Origin of the sequence: Anaerobacillus sp. CMMVII (assembly GCF_025377685.1) — a bacterium.
Taxonomy (GTDB): domain Bacteria; phylum Bacillota; class Bacilli; order Bacillales; family Anaerobacillaceae; genus Anaerobacillus.
Window position 1 is genome coordinate 12,959 of the sequence record NZ_JACEHK010000019.1, and the last position, 22,017, is coordinate 34,975.

Genomic DNA, 22,017 nt, shown 5'->3' on the forward strand with positions numbered 1-22,017 from the left:
AGACGTACATGAGGATGATTGACGAGTGAAGCTGACGAAGAAATTCGCCGCTTATCAATTGCCGACTTGTTCCTTGAAAACTAGATAACAACTAACACATTTAAGTTTTACCGGAAAGTTTGTAAAAACTTTATGAGTAAACTTGAGTAGTCAAGAATTCAATTCGACGTAAAATCCTTATAACTAGGTATTTTTTCGAGAGAAGCGTAAGCTGATTGAAGAAAAAATTAGGTTAAGTTAGAAAGGGCGCACGGTGGATGCCTTGGCACTAGGAGCCGAAGAAGGACGTGACGAACAACGATATGCCTCGGGGAGCTGTAAGTAAGCTTTGATCCGGGGATTTCCGAATGGGGGAACCCACCATCCGTAATGGGGTGGTACCCATAGCTGAATACATAGGCTATGAGGAGGCAGACCTGGGGAACTGAAACATCTAAGTACCCAGAGGAAGAGAAAGAAATTATCGATTTCCTGAGTAGCGGCGAGCGAAACGGAAACAGCCCAAACCAAGGGGCTTGCCCCTTGGGGTTGTAGGACACTCTACACGGAGTTACAAAGAAACGAAGTAGACGAAGCGATCTGGAAAGGTCCGCGAAACAAGGTAACAGCCCTGTAATCGAAACTTCGTTTCCTCCAGAGTGTATCCTGAGTACGGCGGGACACGTGAAACCCCGTCGGAATCCGGGAGGACCATCTCCCAAGGCTAAATACTTCCTAGTGACCGATAGTGAACCAGTACCGTGAGGGAAAGGTGAAAAGCACCCCGGGAGGGGAGTGAAAGAGATCCTGAAACCGTGTGCCTACAAGTAGTTGGAGCCCATTTACGGGTGACAGCGTGCCTTTTGTAGAATGAACCGGCGAGTTACGATTACGTGCAAGGTTAAGCTGAAGAGGCGGAGCCGCAGCGAAAGCGAGTCTGAATAGGGCGAATGAGTACGTGGTCGTAGACCCGAAACCGTGTGATCTACCCATGTCCAGGGTGAAGTTCAGGTAACACTGAATGGAGGCCCGAACCCACGCACGTTGAAAAGTGCGGGGATGAGGTGTGGGTAGGGGTGAAATGCCAATCGAACTCGGAGATAGCTGGTTCTCCCCGAAATAGCTTTAGGGCTAGCCTCGAGGGAAGAGTATTGGAGGTAGAGCACTGATTGGACTAGGGGTCCCCACAGGATTACCGAATTCAGTCAAACTCCGAATGCCAAATACTTATCCTCGGGAGTCAGACTGCGAGTGCTAAGATCCGTAGTCAAGAGGGAAACAGCCCAGACCATCAGCTAAGGTCCCAAAGTATACGTTAAGTGGAGAAGGATGTGGAGTTGCCCAGACAACCAGGATGTTGGCTTAGAAGCAGCCACCATTTAAAGAGTGCGTAATAGCTCACTGGTCGAGTGACTCTGCGCCGAAAATGTACCGGGGCTAAACGTATCACCGAAGCTATGGATTGACACCTTAGGTGTCAGTGGTAGGGGAGCGTTCTAAGTGCAGCGAAGTCAGACCGGAAGGACTGGTGGAGCGCTTAGAAGTGAGAATGCCGGTATGAGTAGCGAAAAGAGGGGTGAGAATCCCCTCCGTCGAAAGCCCAAGGTTTCCTGAGGAAGGCTCGTCCGCTCAGGGTAAGTCGGGACCTAAGCCGAGGCTGAAAAGCGTAGGCGATGGACAACAGGTTGAAATTCCTGTACCACCTCCTCACCGTTTGAGCAATGGGGGGACGCAGAAAGGTAGGGTAAGCGCACTGATGGATATGTGCGTCCAAGCAGTTAGGCTGAGAAGTAGGCAAATCCGCTTCTCGTGAAGGCTGAGCTGTGATGGCGAGCGAAATTTAAGTAGCGAAGTTCCTGATCCTACACTGCCAAGAAAAGCCTCTAGCGAGGTGAGAGGTGCCCGTACCGCAAACCGACACAGGTAGGCGAGAAGAGAATTCTAAGACGCTCGGGAGAACTCTCGTTAAGGAACTCGGCAAAATGACCCCGTAACTTCGGGAGAAGGGGTGCTCTGATAGGGTGTTAAAGCCCGAGAGAGCCGCAGTGAATAGATCCAAGCGACTGTTTAGCAAAAACACAGGTCTCTGCGAAGCCGCAAGGCGAAGTATAGGGGCTGACACCTGCCCGGTGCTGGAAGGTTAAGAGGAGGGGTTATCCGTAAGGAGAAGCTCTGAATTGAAGCCCCAGTAAACGGCGGCCGTAACTATAACGGTCCTAAGGTAGCGAAATTCCTTGTCGGGTAAGTTCCGACCCGCACGAATGGTGTAACGATTTGGATACTGTCTCAACGAGAGACCCGGTGAAATTATATTACCTGTGAAGATGCAGGTTACCCGCGACAGGACGGAAAGACCCCATGGAGCTTTACTGTAGCTTGATATTGGATTTTGGTACAATTTGTACAGGATAGGTAGGAGCCTGAGAACCCGGAGCGCCAGCTTCGGTGGAGGCGTCGGTGGGATACTACCCTGATTGTATTGAAATTCTAACCTAGGACCGTGATCCGGTTCGGGGACAGTGTCAGGTGGGCAGTTTGACTGGGGCGGTCGCCTCCTAAACAGTAACGGAGGCGCCCAAAGGTTCCCTCAGAATGGTTGGAAATCATTCGTAGAGTGCAAAGGCAAAAGGGAGCTTGACTGCGAGACCTACAAGTCGAGCAGGGACGAAAGTCGGGCTTAGTGATCCGGTGGTTCCGCATGGAAGGGCCATCGCTCAACGGATAAAAGCTACCCTGGGGATAACAGGCTTATCTCCCCCAAGAGTCCACATCGACGGGGAGGTTTGGCACCTCGATGTCGGCTCATCGCATCCTGGGGCTGAAGTAGGTCCCAAGGGTTGGGCTGTTCGCCCATTAAAGCGGTACGCGAGCTGGGTTCAGAACGTCGTGAGACAGTTCGGTCCCTATCCGTCGCGGGCGTAGGAAATTTGAGAGGAGCTGTCCTTAGTACGAGAGGACCGGGATGGACACACCGCTGGTGTACCAGTTGTTCCGCCAGGAGCATAGCTGGGTAGCTACGTGTGGAAGGGATAAGTGCTGAAAGCATCTAAGCATGAAGCCCCCCTCGAGATGAGATTTCCCTTGGAGTTAATCCAGTAAGACCCCTTAAAGATGATGAGGTTGATAGGTCTCGGGTGGAAGCACGGCGACGTGTGGAGCTGAGAGATACTAATCGGTCGAGGACTTATCCTATAAATAGTTTAGAGTTATGATTGTTGAGTTTTGAGTTGCGTGAGTAACTCGAAGCAGTAAATACCAAATTCTAAATAAACGGATTGAATTTTACTCAAGTCTTAAATGTGTGTTATCTAGTTTTGAAGGAATGAACTTTCTTCATATAATCTAGTAGCGATAGCGAAGAGGTCACACTCGTTCCCATGCCGAACACGACCGTTAAGCTCTTCAGCGCCGATGGTAGTTGGGGGTTTCCCCCTGTGAGAGTAGGACGTTGCTAGATTATTAATTAATTTGGGGCCTTAGCTCAGCTGGGAGAGCGCCTGCCTTGCACGCAGGAGGTCAGCGGTTCGATCCCGCTAGGCTCCACCATATTAATTAATCGTAAATTTATTTTTCATGGCGGCGTGGCTCAGCTGGCTAGAGCGTACGGTTCATACCCGTGAGGTCGGGGGTTCGACTCCCTCCGCCGCTACCAATTTAGTTTTTTTATATGACATGGAGGAATACTCAAGTGGTTGAAGAGTTCGGTCTTGAAAACCGATAGGTCGTGAAAGCGGCGCGGGGGTTCGAATCCCTCTTCCTCCTCCATATAAACCTGGACCCGTGGTGTAGCGGTTAACATGCCTGCCTGTCACGCAGGAGATCGCCGGTTCGATCCCGGTCGGGTCCGCCATTTTTTTGAACTTATATCAATACTAACTATATGTGGAGGGGTAGCGAAGTGGCTAAACGCGGCGGACTGTAAATCCGCTCCCTCCGGGTTCGGCGGTTCGAATCCGTCCCCCTCCACCATTTATAATTAACTGCCTTTAGGGGCATAGTTTAACGGTAGAACAGAGGTCTCCAAAACCTCCAGTGTGGGTTCGATTCCTACTGCCCCTGCCAAAAAAAATAAAATTATGGCGGTCGTGGCGAAGTGGTGAACGCACCGGATTGTGGCTCCGGCATTCGAGGGTTCGATTCCCTTCGATCGCCCCATAATTATCTTTAAAGTATTGGGCTATAGCCAAGCGGTAAGGCAACGGACTTTGACTCCGTCATTCTCTGGTTCGAATCCAGATAGCCCAGCCATTTATATGCGGAAGTAGTTCAGTGGTAGAACACCACCTTGCCAAGGTGGGGGTCGCGAGTTCGAACCTCGTCTTCCGCTCCAATATTATCAATTTTATATTGAGCAATAGAGTGCTTGGCGGCATAGCCAAGTGGTAAGGCACGGGTCTGCAAAACCCTTATCCCCCGGTTCGAATCCGGGTGCCGCCTCCAAGAGCTCATATAAGTCGTTTTGTTATGCCGGGGTGGTGGAATTGGCAGACACACAGGACTTAAAATCCTGCGGTAGGTGACTATCGTGCCGGTTCAAGTCCGGCCCTCGGTACTTTAATTTTATATGCGCCCTTAGCTCAGCTGGATAGAGTGTTTGACTACGAATCAAAAGGTCGGGAGTTCGAATCTCTCAGGGCGCACCAAACCAACTACCTCGAATAAACTTCACTGCAGGTTTGCGACGAGCAAACGAAGTGGCGCAGGAGCATTTTTGGTTGGTTAGTAAAACTAATTTTTATCTCGGGAAGTGGCTCAGCTTGGTAGAGCACCTGGTTTGGGACCAGGGGGTCGCAGGTTCAAATCCTGTCTTCCCGACCATTTATTTTAATCATGCGGGTGTAGTTTAGTGGTAAAACCTCAGCCACGAGCGAAACATCTCAGAAAATGCTACGAGTTGCCTCGACGGATACACTCCTATGAGTAATCTTGAAGAGGAAGAGGCATGATAGAAGGCGTTTAATTTTAAGTTAACTTTATTTAGATAACGCGGGTGTAGTTTAGTGGTAAAACCTCAGCCTTCCAAGCTGATGTTGTGAGTTCGATTCTCATCACCCGCTCCAAATCTACTACGTCGAATAAGCATCTTCGCAGATTTAAGTAGATGTATTATTTTGGACAAGTATTTATTAAATCAATGTATGGGCCTATAGCTCAGCTGGTTAGAGCGCACGCCTGATAAGCGTGAGGTCGGTGGTTCGAGTCCACTTAGGCCCACCATACTTTTATTAATATTCCACAGTAGCTCAGTGGTAGAGCAATCGGCTGTTAACCGATCGGTCGTAGGTTCGAGTCCTACCTGTGGAGCCATTTTTATTTGGGGAAGTACTCAAGAGGCTGAAGAGGCGCCCCTGCTAAGGGTGTAGGTCGTGTGAGCGGCGCGAGGGTTCAAATCCCTCCTTCTCCGCCAGGAAACTTAAAAAAATGGCCCGTTGGTCAAGCGGTTAAGACACCGCCCTTTCACGGCGGTAACACGGGTTCGAATCCCGTACGGGTCACCATTTTACTTTAAATAACATCAATACATCGGAGGATTAGCTCAGCTGGGAGAGCACCTGCCTTACAAGCAGGGGGTCGGCGGTTCGAACCCGTCATCCTCCACCAAAGTTTTTTGCGCAACAAAGTGGAGCAAAATAACTTACCTTATTATGCCGGCCTAGCTCAATTGGTAGAGCAACTGACTTGTAATCAGTAGGTTGGGGGTTCAAGTCCTCTGGCCGGCACTCGTAGTCTTTTTTACTAAGAGCCATTAGCTCAGTTGGTAGAGCATCTGACTTTTAATCAGAGGGTCGAAGGTTCGAATCCTTCATGGCTCACCATTGTTTTTTGCATATGCGGGTGTGGCGGAATTGGCAGACGCGCTAGACTTAGGATCTAGTGTCTTTGACGTGGGGGTTCGAGTCCCTTCACCCGCATTATTCAATTCATAAGTTGAAACGTATGTTACTTTTTAAAAAGTAACATACGTTTTTTTTATTTGTAATCCGAACAATTAAATGGAATATAAAGAGGCTGAAGGTATATGGTAACGGGTTCAGTTTTGGGAGAGAAAATAACAAATGACATTAGAAAAAGAACAAGCGTACAAATTATCAGTGATTTTGTACGCTTGTTTTTTATTGGTACGTCTTGGTACGTCAATGTTTGATTAGAATTCAACCTAAAATTAGCAGTTTTATCATACCTATTGGTGAAACCCCATAGACTTATGTTCCCCGTTTATTTCATACGCTAAAAGTTATGCTGATTATTTTGTTAGTTTTGGGGTTATTAATATTCGTAGGAATTTTGGAATTTAATGTTAAAATAAGTATAAAGAAATTCTTTGTTCAACGAGCAGAAGTGTGTTGTTTACTTTTTGTTCAACAGTGGGGACATTTTGAGGAAAAGGGCTCATTGGATTAAGCAACATTTCTTCTTTTAGATAAAGTCGTAAACAGGTTTGCCGCATTTTGAAGGAGAAAAAGTAGAGGAATTACTAGAAGACAAATAAACAGCCCTGTTGTTTCTAAAGAATGAAATTAACAAGGCTGTTTTTTTACCAGAAAATTTACATAGGTTACGATAAAGAAAGAAAAAAAAATAAACGGGTCAAAACCACCGTTACATTCGTCTAATTTTTGGAAGGGAGGTTGAACGGTGTTTACTCAAGTAAGTAATGATATAGAAAAAAATAAGGATGTCCTCTTGTATCAGTTAATGCAGAAGTATGGATCAGAGTTAAAACGGATCGCCTATTTGTATGTAAACGATAAAGAAGAATGTGAAGATATTATTCAGGAAGTTTTTATTTCTTGTTATCAAAACTTAGACCAGTTTCGGAATGAAGCTAGTTATAAGACTTGGCTTATACGAATCACCATTAACAAATGTAAAGATTATCGGAAGCGATGGAGCATTAAGAATTTAATTTTTAAACCAGAAATCAATCCATTGAATACAAGTCAATCAACCGAAAAAGAGTATATTCAGCAACACAATTCCGATGAGATAATTGAACAAATTGCTAGTCTTTCAGGAAAATACAAAGAAGTTCTCATTCTATATTTCTATCAGGAAATGAATATGAAGGAAATAAGCGATGTCCTCAATATTAGTATAAATACGGTTAAATCAAGACTGTTACGCGGAAAAGATGCTCTAAAAAGAAAACTTGAAAGGGGGTGTAAACTTGAATAACACTGATAAGAAGATATCAGAAAAAGTGAAAAGTTATTTAGATAAGAATGTTGAATTTACGACTGAAGAAAGCGAAAAGATTCAAATGAAAATTCAACAAGGTATTCATAAATCAAGAAAGTTTAATCGGTTCTATTGGACAGCATTGGCTTCTGCTGCTGCTATTTTTCTTATATTAAGTATATCTTTTCTAAATGGTCCCCTTTTAGGTCCGGAAAACGAGCAGGCTGTACAGAGTTCTGGTAATGAAGGTGAAGAATTATCCGTAGACCTGTCTGACATTCCACATATGAATATAGGTTCCGAAATGCCCCGACTTTTATTTGCCGATGACAACATAGCGGTTATTCAAGGTACATTTGGAGTCATTGTATATAATATGCAGGATTCAATGGTTACAAATCGAATTTCATATGAAGTTATGAAGGCATATGACATCTCTATGATGTTGGCATCTGTATCTCAAGATGGTACAACAATCTATATTGGAAATGAGGATATGTCTATGTCTAATGAATTTATATATACTCACCAATACAATATTAGTACTAGAGTAATAACAAAAACTACACAACAGCCATCAGGCTTGTATAGTCCTATAAATATCGAAACACCTGGTTACAATGAGCAATACGATAAATATTTCGATTTACTATATCTTACGGGTGACAAAATTGCAGAATTGGATAATTCTTTTATATACCTACGCTCTTCAGACTGGAATATAAAAATCTACAAATCGTTATTTGCCAGTATGAAGATGGTGAAAGCCAAGTTTTTGATGTGTTCAAATGAGAATTATAGTTGGCTGTTACATTATTCTTAAATATGGATTAATTTCATTATTAAGAGACCTTGCTGGAATAACTAAAATGACAACGATAAACTAAAGTGATCTTTATGCTTTTTGGTCCCCGAAAATGAAATACCTATTTTTGCTTCATTCGCTTTAAAGTAGTTTCAAATTATGCAGCAACTGCGCATCCTTTACTTCGTAGGTCAACAAATAGAGTAAAGAAGAGAAGGTGCTTTTTGAAATAACGGAAGCTTAAGTGGAACAACAGGAACAGTCAAAAGAATGGTTTTTCCTGTTTACTTTTATTCAACTCTTGAAGCAGGATTGTTGAAGAAGGATAACATATGGAAATAGACTAACTTAAGCAAGAACAGAATTGGAGATGTCTTTTGGTTTTATTAAAACTCCCCCCTATTCGCTGGACAATTTTTTGTGTGATTATTTTAGCACTATTATTTTCAAATTATTTAGGTGTTTTCACTTTTTTTGTATTAAGTGCAGGATTTTCAGTTTTAGAGATTTATTTATTAACTAAAAAGAACTTTGATAAAAAGACAGGTAACAAGATATTTGATTATGGATGGATTGTTTTTTACCTAATTACATTAACTATTGTACTAATCTTCTTTAAGTAATCGGATAGAATGTGAAGCTTTTCCTTTCCAATTATAATTATTTGAGTATATAATCCTTCTTTTAGACGTAGCCAAGCTCATGCTTGGCTTTTCACGCAGAGCGTGAAACTTTTGAGAATAAAATGACCCAGAGACAAATGAATTTGTTTCTCAAAGCTCATTTTATTCTCAAAAGACGATCTAAAAGAAACATTTCTATTATATATATCTATCCAAATCTCTTTTTATATTTGTAACAAATTGGTTAGAAAAGTCGACTAACAATAGAAAGGGGGCATTTCTATGATTAAAATGATTTTACTACTAATTATTAGTAGTCTATTAGTTTCATGTGGTCAAATAAATTCAGAGTTAAAACCAACACTGTCTTTCACAAATGAGGATGTACATAACGAGGTTGTTACTAATACGAATGAATTTGCTTTTCAGCTATTAAAAAGCTTAAAGGAAAGAGACGAAAGTATTTTGATTTCACCATTTAGTATTTCATTAGCATTAGCTATGACGGTTAATGGTGCAGATGGTGATACAAAAACGGCAATGATTGAGGCAATGCAACAAACTAGTGTTCCTTTAGAAGAAATTAACCAATCGTTCCAAGCATTAATGAACATCATGACAAATGCTGATCCGAAAGTACAACTTTCAATTGCGAACTCACTGTGGGGTCGAGAGGATAAGAATTTCTATGAGGACTTTGTAGCTACGAATAAGGATTTTTATGATGCCAAGTTAACTTTACTCGATTTCCAGGCAGCAGATGCAGTAGAGACAATAAACAAGTGGGTTAACCAAGAAACGAGTGGGAAAATAGAAAAAATTATTGAGGACCCAATCGACCATGATACAGTTTTATTTTTAGTAAATGCAATCTATTTTAAAGGAGATTGGAAACTACCATTCAGTAAAAATCGTACAGTTGATAAACCATTCTTTACAAAGGATGGTAAGCAGCAAACGGTTAAGATGATGTCAAATGAGGGTGCTTTTCAATACTTCGATAAAAACGGTCTTCAGGGAATACGCCTTCCATATGGTGATGGAAGGTTCGCCATGGATTTGTTTTTACCAACTCAATCGATGGATCAATTCTTAGAAAACACCACAAAGGACGAATGGTTAAAGTGGATGACAAGTTTTCAAACGATGAATGGTTATTTGGAAATGCCACGTTTTTCGCTTGAATATGAAAATAGTTTAGTAGAAGTCTTAAAGACCTTTGGTATGGAAGTTGCATTCGATGAACACAAGGCGAATTTAAGCAAAATCGCACCAGTACCTCCAAACCTATACATTAGTGAGGTTCTTCATAAGACCTTTATTGATGTAAATGAAGAAGGGGCTGAGGCTGCCGCAGTGACATCTGTTGAAGTGAAAGAGGAGTCTGCCCCGATGTACGATTTTTATATGGAAGTTAATCGACCATTTTTATATGTTATACACGATACTGAGACTCAGGCCATATTATTTATTGGAGTTACAGAAGAAATAAACGAATAATAGTGCCTATGTACGGGAAAAGGTTTCTTTGCTATAGTAGCTGTTGTAGGATGCCACAAACATGTGAAGGAGAAGGTTCATTTCCTTTTCTTAGAATTATATATGTTTTTAATCTTTATCTTTCTATCCCTGGATAAAACGCAGTCACGCAGTAAACTATGGCAATGAAATTGAAACTTTTGGAAATTACTCACGTAGATATGTCTGAAGTCAAAATTTTGGAGGACAATTTTATGTTTAAAAGTTTGAAAGTATTTGCGGTTTCTTTAATCTTTCTGTTAATGTTAGCTGCATGTAATGAGGAAGTTGCTACGAATTTAACGGATGCTGAAGAAATTCTTAAGCAATCGTTAGAGGCAATGGAAGGATTAAATAGTTATTCAATGAAGATGGAAACTGAACAAACAATGACCATTAACGATATGGAAACTATTAATCTAACTATGGGCATTGACGCAGATATGACGTTAGAACCAATGGCGTTTTATCAAAAGCTTTCAATGGAAAGTGATATGGAAATGATGGGCAAATATGAAACGGAAATGTATTTGGTTGGAGATCAAATTTTTATGTTTGAACCAATGATGAATGAGTGGATGGAGCTTCCACTTGAGTTAGTTGGAGATATTGGTGCTTTATCGGAAATGCAGATCAGCCCTGATCAACAGTTATTATTATTACGAAGCTTTTTGGATGATATTGAGCTATCAGAGAATGGGAATGAATATGTGTTAAAACTTACGGGTGAGGGTTCAGAATTCATGGAAATAGCGCAATTCTTTGGTGGTGCAGGAAATGAGCTTGAAGCGATGTTTGAACTTTTTTCAGAGCTTCAGTTAAATAAAATAGAGTATGAAATTTTTATTGATAAAGAGACGCTCTATCAAACTAAACTTAACATGACAATGGATCTCACAATGGAAATGGAAGGTGAGAAGATCCATACTTTCCAATCAATAAGAGCAACCATTAGTGGTTATAATGAGATCGGAGAAATTAAGCTACCTGACGAAGTAGTTGTTAACTAAATTCCTAAAGGACATCCGCTTTGGATGTCCTTTTCATTTTAACGAATTTTTTGTGAGATTGGTCACCGAAATAACAAGAGGATTTTATTATAATATAAAGGTTTCCCTTTAGTTACAGGGACGTAAATTGTTTAACTGAAAGGGCGGCTTTGTATTGTATATACCATCAAGGTTTAATGTGGTTACTGAAACAGAAGCAAAAGAGTTACTTATTTACAATAGCTACACAGGTGCTATTGCACTATTTGATATAGAAGAAGCTGAAGTAGTGAGGAAGGTTTTGGCCAACATCTTAGACATTGACGGCGTCTTAGAAGAACAATTAGTCACTCATGGATTTCTAGTCAGCAATGAGGTTGATGAAAAAGCAAGGGCAACCTTTTTACATCAATCACTGCATCGAAATGATTCCCTCCATTTAGTTATTTTGCCGACAGAAGCCTGTAATTTTCGTTGTACATATTGTTATGAGAATTTTCCAAGGGGAAAAATGACGGAGAGTGCAATAGAAGGTCTTAAATCCTATATTCAGAAGCAAGGAAAGTCATTAAATCAACTAACAGTAAGCTGGTTTGGTGGAGAGCCGCTTTTAGCAGCTGACGTGGTTAATGAGCTTTCAACTGTCTTTTTAGAGGTGGCAAACCGCCATAAGATAAATTATTCTGCAGAGATTGCGACAAATGGGTATTTATTGACAAAGGAATTATTTCAACAAATGCTTGCCAATGGGATCCGTCAATTCATGATTACGATCGACGGACAAGCAGATGACCATAATAAAAAGCGAAAGCTAGCCAACGGGGAAGCAACGTTTCAGCAGATTATCGATAACCTTAGTGACATTAAAGAAATCGAAGGAGATTTTGAAATCACACTTCGAACAAATTTTGATGAAGAAAATTTAAAGAGGATTCCAGAGTTCATCTTAGGCTTGAAAGAATTATTTGGTGATGACCCGCGTTTTAAACCATTTTTCCGTCCAGTTTCGCGTTGGGGTGGAACTAATGATGAGTGCCTAGCAATCTGTGATCAACGAACAGTAGATCAGAAGATTTGGGAGTTTAGTGAGAGAGCAATCGATGCCGGATTATCTATGAGTTCTCTGATCACTGCGACCTTACAGCCAACCGCCTCAGTTTGCTACGCAGCAAAACCAAATTCATTTATTGTAGCGAGCAATGGTAGCCTTCATAAGTGTACATTGGCATTTGATGATGAGGACAACCAACTCGGTAATCTTAATCGGGATGGTACACTTCAGATTGATTACGATAAATTAGCGAAATGGACAACATCAGGAGAAGAAACTGATGAAAATTGTCAATCTTGTTTCTTTCGCCCTGCTTGTCAAGGTAACCATTGTCCATACTATCGCAAAACAACAGGAGACCGGCCATGTTCTCATGAAAAGCGCAATATTAAGAAGGTACTTCGGTTAATTGCGAAGGAAAATGTAAAGTGTAAAATGTAGAATGCAAAATGACGCGAGTAATACTTCGAAGCTAAACGTAAAACAATTATACATTCTACATTCTGAATTCTACATTTTAATAGGGAGGTGACAAAGATGAAAGTCATTCAACAAGGTGTTTCACCACTTTCAGCAACAACGAAAGGACAAGTGATCAAATCAGTTCCAGGTAGTTTAAGATAATAAGAAACGACAGCCTTAGTTTGGCTGTCGTTTTTAAATTTTTTAGTAGAATTTCTAATTATTCATTTAAGTTATCAATAATTTCATTGGTCCAACTAATCGACTTTTCGTAGTAAGATGCTATTTCTGTCGGAGAGCTACCTTCTAAATGAGCGTTAAGTTTTTCCCAATCAGCTTTCTCAATCGCTTCGATAACCTCGATAATTACTCGTAATTCACTAGTCTCTTTTACTAATGCATTTTTTACTGCATCTGATAAAGGAAGAGTCTCTAAAACATTTTCCATTGGCCTTTGTAAAATTGCATCAAGTAGCGAAAACATTCCTAACATAAAACATTCAGCTTTTCGACGATCACCGAAAAGCTTTGAACCAAATTGCTCCGCAAACTTCCCACGAATAAGTGATTGAGCCAGGATTTCTTTGGCTAATGGTGTTTTCGATTGTTGCTCCTTTAACGAGATAATAGTAAACCAACGAACTAATTCATTTAAGCCTAAAATGATAATTGCTTGTTTAATAGAGGTGATTTTCACCTTCGTGTAATAGGCTAATGTATTGACGATTTTCAAGATTTTGTACGACAGTGAAAGGTCGTATTCTATTAAAGAAACTATTTTATCAATGTCTGGTTCAGGTTTATTTAGTTCTTTTAATATTTTGAAATGCCCATAAGCTTGAAACGGGATATCCGTAGTCGATACAACCATTGGTTTACTAAAGAAATATCCTTGAAAGTATTCAAAACCCTCTTCAAGTGCTACCTCAAAATCTTCCCTTGTTTCAATTTTTTCAGCCAACAACTTAGCTTTGTATAACTTCGCAATTTTACCAATAGATTGCCGTTGTTTCTTAGTTGTCGTGAGAAAATCAATTTTGATGATGTCGGCGTAAGGAAGCAAGTTGATGTTAGATTCTTTTAGAAGATAATCATCTAGTGCAATTGTATAACCAAGTTTCTTAAGTTCAGCTATTTTAGCGATTATTTCCTCGTCACCTTCAATATCTTCCAACACTTCAATAATAATCTTCTCTGGTGAAAATAAGGTTGGGACTTTTTTTAATAGCAGGTTTCTAGTGAAATTAATAAAGAGCTTCTTTCCACTAGATAGTTGTTCATTACCTATACCTAAGAAACTATTTAATAACACGTCGGTTGTAGCTACATCACCATCTATTTCGCTAAAATAGTTTTGTTCACTGTTGCGGTATAGAAGTTCATAGCCGATTACGTTTTCCTCTTTCGTTAAAATCGGTTGCCTAGCAACGAAAATATCCATCAGTTCACCTCGGGTAGCAAATTAAAAATGTCAATTGGTTCTAAAAATTACGAAATAAGTACTTAGGAAAATATATGGAATATTAAATTCATGTAGAATTTTGCTAACTTTTAAGTAATTATGTATATTTTACCATAGAGTGTTGTTTGAAGGACATGGAATAATAATAAAATTTTATGGGGTAAATGACATTATTATTAAAATGTTACATATTTGGTAACTGTTGTTATTTGTTATCAAAAATGAAACTAAAAATATCATAATCACGTATAATTGTAATGAAATCTTTTTATATATGATGAGGGGATGTGGAGTAATGGATTTAACCATTAACTGGGCATTGATTGCCCCAATTATTGTCATTCAGCTTATATTAATGATTATTGCTCTTATCGATTGTGTGAGAATTGAAAAGACGAATGGATCAAAAGTCATGTGGATCTTTATTATTATCCTTTTTAGCATGATTGGACCAATAGCTTACTTCTTGTTCGGAAGGAGGGCAGATTGATGGCATTAGTAACGATTACTGGCTTAACGAAAAAATTTAAAAGTAACGTTGCCGTAAACCACTTGGACCTAGAATTGCAAAAAGGCATTTGTACGGCTTTATTAGGACCAAACGGTGCGGGGAAAACAACTACATTAAGTATGTTAGCTGGAATTATGAAACAAACTGCTGGATCAATTTCTTTTTCTGGGGCATCTAGTGAAGATTTCCGTCAGTACATTGGCTATTTGCCACAATATCCAGTTTTCTATGGTTGGATGACAGGGAAGGAATACTTACAATATGTAGGTCAACTAGCATCATTATCTAAAAAAGAAGCGTCAATGAAGGCTGATGAATTATTAGAACTTGTTGGAATAGCAGAGGCAAAAAAACGAAAAATAAGTGGATATTCTGGTGGTATGAAACAACGTCTAGGGATTGCCCAAGCGTTAATTAATGATCCACTCCTACTCATTCTAGATGAACCAGTGTCAGCGCTAGATCCAATTGGGCGTAGAGAAGTACTGACCTTGATGAAGAAGTTAAAAGAGAAAACAACCATTTTGTTTTCGACTCATGTTCTTCACGATGCCGAAGAGATTTGTGATTATATCTATATCATTAAGCAGGGCGAAATGGCTATTAAGGGAACGCTAGAAGAATTGCAAACAGAACACCAGCAGCCAACGATCTATATTGAAGGAGAAAAGGAATTAGAGGATTGGATTTCGACGATAGAACAATACCCTTTTGTTTCTGAGATAGTATCGAATTCATCTAAATCATTAACGATAACAGTCACAGATGTGGATACTGCAAGAAGAGAACTCTTAACCTATTTTGGAAATGTAAATGTTCCAATTCGGAAGTTCGAGCTTGTTAGAACCTCTTTAGAGGATCTTTTCTTAAAGGTGGCGAAAAAATGAAAATGAAACAGTGGTTAATTCTATTCTCAAAAGAACAAAAGGAAATGTTGAAAAATTTCAAATGGATCTGGGTACCACTCGTCTTTTTGATATTAGGTATGATGCAACCAATTACCTCTTACTATCTTCCTGAACTACTTGAAAAATTGGGAGGTTTACCTGAAGGTGCTGTATTTGAAATCCCTGTACCAACCGCTCCAGAAGTATTAATGGCTACCTTAGGACAGTTTTCTCAAATAGGTATTTTAATTTTAGTACTAGCGACAATGGGGGTTGTTTCGAGTGAACGGAGCTCTGGCTCATATGTGATGATCCTAGTTAAGCCAGTTTCATTTACGTCCTATATCACAGCAAAATGGGCAAGTATCTCCCTGTTTGCGATCGCAAGCTTTTTTCTTGGCTATTTGTTTTCTGGTTACTACACGTACATACTAATGGGGGAATTTGTAGTGGTAGATATGCTAGTGGCAGCAGGTGTTTACGCAATTTGGCTCACATTTATCATGACTCTTGTCTTGTTGTTTAGTTCAATAATGAAGAGTATTGGGGCAATTGCATTCTTAACTCTAGGAACAACGATGCTTCTTTCAATCATAACTAGCCTCTTTAGTAAGGTGATGTACTGGAGCCCAGCTCGTTTATCGACTCATAGTAATTCAATCTTGCTAACAAGTAGTGGTGCTGACCATTTTTGGTTAAACCTAGCAGTAACAATTTCCCTCATAGTCATTCTTTTACTAGTAACTATTCAATTGTTTAAAAAGAAAGAGTTGGTTAGTTAGTTGGTTGGTTTAACAAAAAAATTATACTAGAAAATCTTTTTCGAAGCAGGATTTCGTACAGTGGTGCTAAGGTGAAATTAAAACTGATGATGAAAACGGTCTTTGGGAAAGATGATGATGTATCTAATTGTTTGAGGAGGCTAATTGTGAAGGGTGTAATCGATCGAATTGTTGATAGCAAATGGGCAGTTATTCTAGTAGGAGAGGAAGAAGTTGAGCATAATGTGCCAATAGACAAGTTACCAGCAGATAGTAGAGAAGGTAGTATTGTCGAGGTTGAACTCTTAAATGGCACTATTGTTAATGTGATAAATTTACCGAATGAAACCGCTATTCAGCAGGCACAAATTACGGATAAAATGAATTTACTAAAATCACGAAAGCGAAGCAATTTTAAACGAAACTAAAAGCAGGTTTCAGCGTGGATAAGCCTGCTTATTTCTTTAGGTCCCCGAGGAAAAGCTGCAAGTAGTAACTCTAGAAGTAACACATGTTTTGAACGAGGTCAGTAGCTTTTGTCGGGGCTAAACGGGGAAAAAAGTATCCTTTTTCCTAGGTCGCTTGCGCTTTTCTAAATAGACAAACGATTTCGAATACTTTATAATATTAATGTGATAAAGTAATTTTAAAGGGACGTGATGCGAAAATGCCTTCAGTAGAAAGTTTTGAATTAGATCATAATCTTGTGAAAGCTCCATTTGTGAGACATTGTGGGACCCATAAAGTTGGAGTTGATGGTGTTGTGAATAAGTTTGACCTACGCTTTTGTCAACCAAATAAACAAGCAATGCAACCTGAAGCAATACATACGCTTGAGCATTTACTTGCGATAAATATCCGACGTTTTACAGAAAAATACGATCATTTTGATGTTATTGATGTTTCCCCAATGGGGTGCCAAACTGGCTTTTATTTGATTGTGAGTGGAGCACCAGCTGTTAATGAGGTTATCGATGTTATGGAGGCTGCGCTTACATATAGCCTTTCAATAGAAGTAGTACCAGCCGCAACAGAAAAAGAGTGTGGTCAAGCAAAACTGCATGATTTAGAAGGAGCAAAGAGGTTAATGAAGTTTTGGCTTAATCATGACAAGGAAACACTTCGTACTGTTTTTTAGTTCACTATTGTTTAAGTTTCTCGAATAAAGAGAGGTTTTTTGGCATATTTTTTACAAGTTAAAAGACTAGTAGTAAAGAGGCTTCTAAGATTAGAAGCCTTTTTTATTTTAAAAAAAGCTTTTTTGTAGTTTAAGAAAGCGTAAAATTTCAACGTAATAACTGTCTAGCTCCACCGCCCAGCCCCTCGAGGTCAAATAACCTTCGAGAATAAAAGTGAAAGAGCACACTTTTTTTCTCGAAGAACATTTGCTTGTCGGGGCTCCCAGGGCGCTTGCGCTTTTCTTAATAGGTTCTTCACGCTTTATGTAAAGTTATTGAGAAGAAAGGGTCTATGATAAAAAGTACACAAAATAGACATAATTTCACCTATTCTAAACAATTATATTTTAAAACTAATAAAACCTTATTTATTGGGGTTAAGGCTGTAAAAGAGATGTTTGGAAACTGAGTTTTTGAAAAAATATTATATAAATGTAGGATTAATATTTGCAAAACTGTTAATCGCTACAATTTATGGTTGTTGAAATGCAGTAAATTTGGTATAAATAAACTAAGTAATCGCTTACAAAACCAATTTTGAATGTCTTGTAGCCTTTTAAGTGTAAATATTGGTAGTGAATGATCTTATTGCACTTACTAGAATACTAGCGATTTCTTCATGGGGTTGACATATTTAATCATACCCTGAAAGGAAGACTTGTTGTTTTCCTTCCTGTTTAATTAAAAAATATGATTTATACGGCTGGGAGGAGGTTAGCAGCTAGAGAGATTTTAACGACCCTCGTATATAGTATTGGTCACAGAACATTGGAACACAGTTTAGATTGATGAGCAATCGATCAATCAATTTCAACATGAAAAAGTAAGTGAACTACTGAACTTACTTATACAACACGAACTTTTCGTACTATCAATTAATTACTAGATTGGTAGTATAGAGTAACATTGTTTTTGCTTCCGAAGTGCTTTAAAAAAATCTTTATTTAACAGAGTGAATTTCCTTAATTAAGCTATATCAAACTATATGCAGTTACGAATGGTTTTACGCAACTACATATAGAACATAATAGCGAAAATAATGGATGATGAAATTCATTAAACAACTAAATATATTAAATAAGGTAAGTACACGTTAGGAGTGTGAGTCAATGCATATAGTCGTTTGTATTAAGCAAGTACCAGATACAAAGATTATTAAAGTTAACCCAAAAACGAACACGCTAGATCGTTCAAGTGCACCTGCTATCTTAAATCCTTATGATGCTCATGCAGTTGAAGAAGCGGTACGTTTGAGACAACAACACGGTGGAAAGGTTACAGTTCTTTCAATGGGACCACCTCAAGCTGTGAATGCGATAAAGAAGTGTGTTGAAATTGGTGCTGATGAAGGTATTCTTATTTCTGACAGGGCCTTTGCAGGAGCAGACACATTAGCAACAAGTTACGCTCTAACAAAGGCGATTGAAAAAATCCAAAAGCAAGAACCGATCTCTTTAGTTTTATGTGGAAAGCACGCAATTGATGGTGATACAGGTCAAGTAGGTCCTGGTATTGCACGTCGTATGTCCATTCCACCAATAACAAATGTTATTAAGATTGAGAATGTAGATGTTAAAGAAGGAAAGGTTGAAATTCGCCGTAAAATTGAAAACGGCTATGAAATTATTCAATCACAAACTCCTTGTTTACTAACAGTAGAAAAAGAGATAAACGAAGTCTCTTATTCACCTATGCCTAATATGATAAAAGCTGCTAGATACCAGCCAACGGTTTGGATGGTTAAAGATCTTGATGATGTTGATATGAATCAGCTTGGTATGAAAGGTTCTCCAACAATCGTAGGGAAAATGTGGCCACCTGCAAAAAGTGAAGGAGCAAAGCTAATTGAAGGCGATGCAAAGTCACAGGTAAAGCAACTTGTTTCAGTAGTTCTTGAAAAACGTGAGCTATTTGAACAGAAAGGTGGTAGGTAATATGAACATTGAAGAATACAAAGGCGTCTGGGTATTTATTGAACAAATTGAAGGTAATGTTGTTGGAGTTTCATTAGAATTACTTGGAGCGGGTCGTGCTTTAGCTGATAAGCTTGAGGTTGATCTTTGTGGAGTACTACTAGGTGAGAATGTGAAAGAAATTCCTGCAGAACTTTTTGAGTATGGCGCGGATAAGGTCTATATGATCGACGACCCAATTCTGAAAGATTACCGTTCTGAAACCTATATGAAGGCAGTAGGGGATCTTGTTCGAAAGTATAAGCCAGAAATTTTCTTATATGGTGCAACTGCTAACGGGAAAGATTTAGCTAGTGCGGTAGCGACAGAAGTTATGACCGGTCTTACTGCGGATACAACAATGCTTGATATTGATTTAGATAAGCGTTTATTTGAAGCAAGCCGCCCAGCATTTGGTGGAAACATCATGGCTACTATTCTTTGTAAAAAGCACCGTCCGCAAATGGCAACGGTTCGTTCGAAAGTAATGAAGGCGTTAGAGCCACAACCTGGTCGTACAGGTGAAGTGATTGAAGAAACAATTACGTTAAAAGAAGAAGACTTAAGAACAAAAGTTTTACAGATTGTTCGTGATACGAGCAAAAAGGTAAATTTAGCAGACGCTGAAATTATTGTTGCTGCAGGTAAGGGAGTAAAGGATGCAAAGGGCTTTAAGCTCGTTTGTGACTTAGCTGATGTTCTTAACGCAACAGTTGGTGCAAGTCGTGACGTTGTTGAAGCTGGACTAATTGGTCATGCTCATCAAGTTGGGCAAACTGGTGAAACAGTGACTCCGAAACTCTACTTTGCCATAGGTATTTCTGGAGCTGTTCAGCACGTTGTTGGAATGAATAACTCTGAAACGATCGTTGCCATTAACAACGACCCAGAAGCGCAAATTTTTAACGCTGCCCATTATGGATTAGTCGGTGATTTATTTGAAATCGTACCACTTCTAACAGAAGAGTTTAAAGCAGCATTAAAAGAAGTCGGAGGTGTCAAAGTCCATGCCTGAAAAATTTGATGTAATCGTCGTAGGAGCGGGCCCAGCAGGAGCAGCTTGTGCAAATGTTTGTGCTAAAAATGGTTTAAAAGTATTACTAATCGAACGCGGTGAATATCCTGGATCTAAAAACGTTATGGGTGGTATATTGTATCGCAAGCAAACGGAGGAAATCGTTCCTGAATTTTGGAAGGAAGCACCGATTGAAAGACCAGTCGTTGAGCAGCGCTTTTGGTTATTAGAAAAAGAATCAATGGTGTCTATGGGCTATAAAGGCAAAGAATGGGCTCAAGAACCTTACAATAACTTTACCGTTCTTCGTGCACAGTTTGACCAATGGTTTGCCAAAAAGGCTGTTGAGCAAGGCGCATTATTAATTAATGAAACCGTTGTTTTAGAGTGTATTGTTGAAGGTGGAAAAGTAGTGGGAGTTCGTACTGACCGTCCAGATGGAGACATCTATGCTGACGTTGTCGTATTAGCAGATGGGGTTAACTCATTACTTGCTAAATCTTTAGGCTTCCATAAAGAATTTAAGCCAGATCAAGTAGCTCTATGTGCTATGGAAGTATTGAATATGCCAAAAGGTAAGATTAACGACCGTTTTGGTTTAGAAGGAAATGAAGGTTGTTCAGTTGAAATTTTTGGAGATGCAACCCAAGGCCAATTAGGAACTGCATTCTTGTATACAAATAAAGATAGCATTAACATCGGTGTAGGAACGACACTTTCTGGAATGATCCGTGCGAAAGTTAAACCTTATGAATTACTTGAGTATGTGAAAAATCATCCAATGATTCGTCCTTATATTCATGATGGCGAGCCAGCTGAGTATTTAGCTCACTTAATTCCTGAAGGTGGGTATTATGCAATTCCGAAGTTAACAGGCAACGGAGTTCTTGTTATTGGTGATGCAGCGCAACTAGTAAATGCTATTCACCGTGAAGGATCAAACATGGCGATGTCTTCTGGTAAAATGGCAGCAGAAGCCATTATTAAAGCTAAGCAAAACAATGATTTCTCTGAAGTTGGCTTAGATTCTTATCGCACAAGCATCTATGATAGCTTTATTGGGAAAGACTTAAAGAAATACAAGGATCTTACTCATACGTTTGAGGCAAATCCTCAATATCTAAATGAGTATATTCCGTTAATGAATCGTGCAGCTAGCCAATTCTTTACAATTGACGGCACACCTAAACGTGAAAAGCAAGCGAAAATTATGCAATCCTTCACAGCAGGCCGAGGCAAGTTAGGCGTTGTTAAAGATATGTATCAAGCTTGGAAGGTGATGAAATAATGGCTAAAACAATTGAAGAAAAACAGTATCTCGTCCGTTATAAAGCAGACAAAAAGTCACACTTAACAATTTTAAATCATGAAAAATGTGCGACTGAATGCGAAGGACAAATTTGCACACTCTTCTGTCCAGGAGATGTATACAAATGGGAAGGCGACAGAATGTTTGTAGGCTATGAAGGTTGCCATGAGTGTGGAAGCTGTCGTATCGGCTGTCCAAATGATAACATCAAATGGGAGTATCCATTAGGCGGTCACGGCATCGTTTTCCGCTTAGCCTAATAGATAATTGTTTATAGACAAAATAGTAAACCTCAGGGAACCACGAATTCCTTGGGGTTTTTTATACTTTAGATAC

General features: G+C 39.5%; 15 protein-coding genes, 22 tRNA genes and 2 rRNA genes. 38 read left to right on the forward strand and 1 reads right to left on the reverse strand.

The window, feature by feature from the left end; all coding sequences use genetic code 11:
* The first annotated feature begins 230 nt into the window (after window positions 1-230).
* From H1D32_RS24325 to H1D32_RS24465, 29 genes are all read left to right on the forward strand, one after another.
* Window positions 231-3,171 (forward strand): 23S ribosomal RNA (locus H1D32_RS24325).
* A gap of 149 nt (window positions 3,172-3,320) precedes the next feature.
* Window positions 3,321-3,436 (forward strand): 5S ribosomal RNA (gene rrf, locus H1D32_RS24330).
* Between the two features lie 13 nt (window positions 3,437-3,449).
* A tRNA-Ala gene (locus H1D32_RS24335) sits at window positions 3,450-3,525 on the forward strand.
* A gap of 29 nt (window positions 3,526-3,554) precedes the next feature.
* Window positions 3,555-3,631 (forward strand) — tRNA-Met (locus H1D32_RS24340).
* A 22-nt stretch (window positions 3,632-3,653) separates the two neighbouring features.
* A tRNA-Ser gene (locus tag H1D32_RS24345) sits at window positions 3,654-3,744 on the forward strand.
* Between the two features lie 9 nt (window positions 3,745-3,753).
* Window positions 3,754-3,829, forward strand: a tRNA-Asp gene (locus tag H1D32_RS24350).
* Between the two features lie 34 nt (window positions 3,830-3,863).
* Window positions 3,864-3,948: transfer RNA gene (locus H1D32_RS24355), tRNA-Tyr, on the forward strand.
* A 19-nt stretch (window positions 3,949-3,967) separates the two neighbouring features.
* A tRNA-Trp gene (locus H1D32_RS24360) sits at window positions 3,968-4,041 on the forward strand.
* Between the two features lie 17 nt (window positions 4,042-4,058).
* Window positions 4,059-4,134: transfer RNA gene (locus H1D32_RS24365), tRNA-His, on the forward strand.
* An 18-nt stretch (window positions 4,135-4,152) separates the two neighbouring features.
* Window positions 4,153-4,227, forward strand: a tRNA-Gln gene (locus H1D32_RS24370).
* Window positions 4,228-4,234: 7 nt separating this feature from the next.
* Window positions 4,235-4,309 (forward strand) — tRNA-Gly (locus H1D32_RS24375).
* A 35-nt stretch (window positions 4,310-4,344) separates the two neighbouring features.
* A tRNA-Cys gene (locus tag H1D32_RS24380) sits at window positions 4,345-4,419 on the forward strand.
* Between the two features lie 26 nt (window positions 4,420-4,445).
* Window positions 4,446-4,531 (forward strand) — tRNA-Leu (locus H1D32_RS24385).
* 14 nt (window positions 4,532-4,545) lie between these two features.
* A tRNA-Arg gene (locus tag H1D32_RS24390) sits at window positions 4,546-4,622 on the forward strand.
* A 98-nt stretch (window positions 4,623-4,720) separates the two neighbouring features.
* Window positions 4,721-4,797, forward strand: a tRNA-Pro gene (locus H1D32_RS24395).
* Between the two features lie 168 nt (window positions 4,798-4,965).
* Window positions 4,966-5,039, forward strand: a tRNA-Gly gene (locus H1D32_RS24400).
* Between the two features lie 80 nt (window positions 5,040-5,119).
* A tRNA-Ile gene (locus tag H1D32_RS24405) sits at window positions 5,120-5,196 on the forward strand.
* 15 nt (window positions 5,197-5,211) lie between these two features.
* A tRNA-Asn gene (locus H1D32_RS24410) sits at window positions 5,212-5,286 on the forward strand.
* A 9-nt stretch (window positions 5,287-5,295) separates the two neighbouring features.
* A tRNA-Ser gene (locus H1D32_RS24415) sits at window positions 5,296-5,386 on the forward strand.
* 16 nt (window positions 5,387-5,402) lie between these two features.
* Window positions 5,403-5,477 (forward strand) — tRNA-Glu (locus H1D32_RS24420).
* 27 nt (window positions 5,478-5,504) lie between these two features.
* Window positions 5,505-5,580 (forward strand) — tRNA-Val (locus H1D32_RS24425).
* Window positions 5,581-5,626: 46 nt separating this feature from the next.
* Window positions 5,627-5,699, forward strand: a tRNA-Thr gene (locus H1D32_RS24430).
* Between the two features lie 20 nt (window positions 5,700-5,719).
* Window positions 5,720-5,795 (forward strand) — tRNA-Lys (locus H1D32_RS24435).
* A 15-nt stretch (window positions 5,796-5,810) separates the two neighbouring features.
* Window positions 5,811-5,891, forward strand: a tRNA-Leu gene (locus H1D32_RS24440).
* A 724-nt stretch (window positions 5,892-6,615) separates the two neighbouring features.
* Window positions 6,616-7,155, forward strand: a complete 540-nt coding sequence (locus H1D32_RS24445; protein ID WP_261180774.1) for a sigma-70 family RNA polymerase sigma factor — start codon at window positions 6,616-6,618, stop codon at window positions 7,153-7,155.
* Window positions 7,148-7,981, forward strand: coding sequence for a hypothetical protein (locus tag H1D32_RS24450; protein WP_261180775.1), 834 nt, complete (start codon window positions 7,148-7,150; stop codon window positions 7,979-7,981). The genes H1D32_RS24445 and H1D32_RS24450 overlap by 8 nt, the downstream gene beginning before the upstream one ends.
* Window positions 7,982-8,868: 887 nt before the next feature.
* Window positions 8,869-10,086: a serpin family protein gene (locus H1D32_RS24455; RefSeq protein WP_261180776.1), complete on the forward strand. Its 1,218-nt coding sequence runs from the start codon at window positions 8,869-8,871 to the stop codon at window positions 10,084-10,086.
* 233 nt (window positions 10,087-10,319) lie between these two features.
* Complete coding sequence (locus tag H1D32_RS24460) at window positions 10,320-11,114, forward strand: DUF6612 family protein (RefSeq protein WP_261180777.1); 795 nt, start codon at window positions 10,320-10,322, stop codon at window positions 11,112-11,114.
* Window positions 11,115-11,268: 154 nt separating this feature from the next.
* Window positions 11,269-12,585: a radical SAM/SPASM domain-containing protein gene (locus H1D32_RS24465; RefSeq protein ID WP_261180778.1), complete on the forward strand. Its 1,317-nt coding sequence runs from the start codon at window positions 11,269-11,271 to the stop codon at window positions 12,583-12,585.
* Window positions 12,586-12,826: 241 nt separating this feature from the next.
* On the opposite strand, the gene H1D32_RS24470 is transcribed toward H1D32_RS24465, so the two are convergent.
* Window positions 12,827-14,047, reverse strand: a complete 1,221-nt coding sequence (locus H1D32_RS24470; protein ID WP_261180779.1) for an EAL and HDOD domain-containing protein — start codon at window positions 14,045-14,047, stop codon at window positions 12,827-12,829.
* Window positions 14,048-14,363: 316 nt separating this feature from the next.
* On the opposite strand from H1D32_RS24470, the gene H1D32_RS24475 reads away from it, so the two are divergent.
* The 9 genes from H1D32_RS24475 to H1D32_RS24515 all read left to right on the forward strand — a co-directional run bounded on the left by H1D32_RS24475 (window position 14,364) and on the right by H1D32_RS24515 (window position 21,941).
* On the forward strand, window positions 14,364-14,558 hold the full coding sequence (locus H1D32_RS24475) for a PLD nuclease N-terminal domain-containing protein (RefSeq protein WP_261180780.1): 195 nt from the start codon (window positions 14,364-14,366) through the stop codon (window positions 14,556-14,558).
* Window positions 14,558-15,466: an ABC transporter ATP-binding protein gene (locus H1D32_RS24480; protein ID WP_261180781.1), complete on the forward strand. Its 909-nt coding sequence runs from the start codon at window positions 14,558-14,560 to the stop codon at window positions 15,464-15,466. Before H1D32_RS24475 ends, H1D32_RS24480 begins: the two co-directional genes overlap by 1 nt.
* Window positions 15,463-16,248 carry an ABC transporter permease gene (locus H1D32_RS24485; RefSeq protein ID WP_261180782.1) on the forward strand — a complete coding sequence of 262 codons (786 nt, stop codon included), beginning with the start codon at window positions 15,463-15,465 and terminating at the stop codon, window positions 16,246-16,248. Before H1D32_RS24480 ends, H1D32_RS24485 begins: the two co-directional genes overlap by 4 nt.
* A 146-nt stretch (window positions 16,249-16,394) precedes the next feature.
* Window positions 16,395-16,655: a DUF3006 domain-containing protein gene (locus H1D32_RS24490; RefSeq protein WP_261180783.1), complete on the forward strand. Its 261-nt coding sequence runs from the start codon at window positions 16,395-16,397 to the stop codon at window positions 16,653-16,655.
* A gap of 239 nt (window positions 16,656-16,894) precedes the next feature.
* The gene (locus H1D32_RS24495; RefSeq protein WP_261180784.1) at window positions 16,895-17,365 is read left to right on the forward strand and encodes an S-ribosylhomocysteine lyase; all 471 of its coding nucleotides are present in this window, start codon (window positions 16,895-16,897) and stop codon (window positions 17,363-17,365) included.
* A 1,149-nt stretch (window positions 17,366-18,514) separates the two neighbouring features.
* On the forward strand, window positions 18,515-19,339 hold the full coding sequence (locus H1D32_RS24500) for an electron transfer flavoprotein subunit beta/FixA family protein (protein WP_261180785.1): 825 nt from the start codon (window positions 18,515-18,517) through the stop codon (window positions 19,337-19,339).
* A 1-nt stretch (window position 19,340) separates the two neighbouring features.
* A complete protein-coding gene (locus H1D32_RS24505) occupies window positions 19,341-20,372 on the forward strand; it encodes an electron transfer flavoprotein subunit alpha/FixB family protein (protein ID WP_261180786.1) in 1,032 nt (343 codons plus the stop codon).
* The gene (locus H1D32_RS24510) at window positions 20,365-21,660 is read left to right on the forward strand and encodes an FAD-dependent oxidoreductase (protein WP_261180787.1); all 1,296 of its coding nucleotides are present in this window, start codon (window positions 20,365-20,367) and stop codon (window positions 21,658-21,660) included. Before H1D32_RS24505 ends, H1D32_RS24510 begins: the two co-directional genes overlap by 8 nt.
* The gene (locus H1D32_RS24515) at window positions 21,660-21,941 is read left to right on the forward strand and encodes a ferredoxin family protein (protein ID WP_261180788.1); all 282 of its coding nucleotides are present in this window, start codon (window positions 21,660-21,662) and stop codon (window positions 21,939-21,941) included. The genes H1D32_RS24510 and H1D32_RS24515 overlap by 1 nt, the downstream gene beginning before the upstream one ends.
* The last annotated feature ends 76 nt before the right edge of the window (window positions 21,942-22,017 follow it).

Excerpts from the sequence above, each read along its gene's own strand:
- H1D32_RS24455 (WP_261180776.1), top strand. The coding sequence starts at position 8,869 with ATGATTAAAATGATTTTACTACTAATTATTAGTAGTCTATTAGTTTCA.
- H1D32_RS24460 (WP_261180777.1), top strand. The coding sequence starts at position 10,320 with ATGTTTAAAAGTTTGAAAGTATTTGCGGTTTCTTTAATCTTTCTGTTA.
- H1D32_RS24470 (WP_261180779.1), bottom strand. The coding sequence starts at position 14,047 with ATGGATATTTTCGTTGCTAGGCAACCGATTTTAACGAAAGAGGAAAAC.
- H1D32_RS24475 (WP_261180780.1), top strand. The coding sequence starts at position 14,364 with ATGGATTTAACCATTAACTGGGCATTGATTGCCCCAATTATTGTCATT.
- H1D32_RS24480 (WP_261180781.1), top strand. The coding sequence starts at position 14,558 with ATGGCATTAGTAACGATTACTGGCTTAACGAAAAAATTTAAAAGTAAC.
- H1D32_RS24485 (WP_261180782.1), top strand. The coding sequence starts at position 15,463 with ATGAAAATGAAACAGTGGTTAATTCTATTCTCAAAAGAACAAAAGGAA.
- H1D32_RS24495 (WP_261180784.1), top strand. The coding sequence starts at position 16,895 with ATGCCTTCAGTAGAAAGTTTTGAATTAGATCATAATCTTGTGAAAGCT.
- H1D32_RS24500 (WP_261180785.1), top strand. The coding sequence starts at position 18,515 with ATGCATATAGTCGTTTGTATTAAGCAAGTACCAGATACAAAGATTATT.
- H1D32_RS24505 (WP_261180786.1), top strand. The coding sequence starts at position 19,341 with ATGAACATTGAAGAATACAAAGGCGTCTGGGTATTTATTGAACAAATT.
- H1D32_RS24510 (WP_261180787.1), top strand. The coding sequence starts at position 20,365 with ATGCCTGAAAAATTTGATGTAATCGTCGTAGGAGCGGGCCCAGCAGGA.
- H1D32_RS24515 (WP_261180788.1), top strand. The coding sequence starts at position 21,660 with ATGGCTAAAACAATTGAAGAAAAACAGTATCTCGTCCGTTATAAAGCA.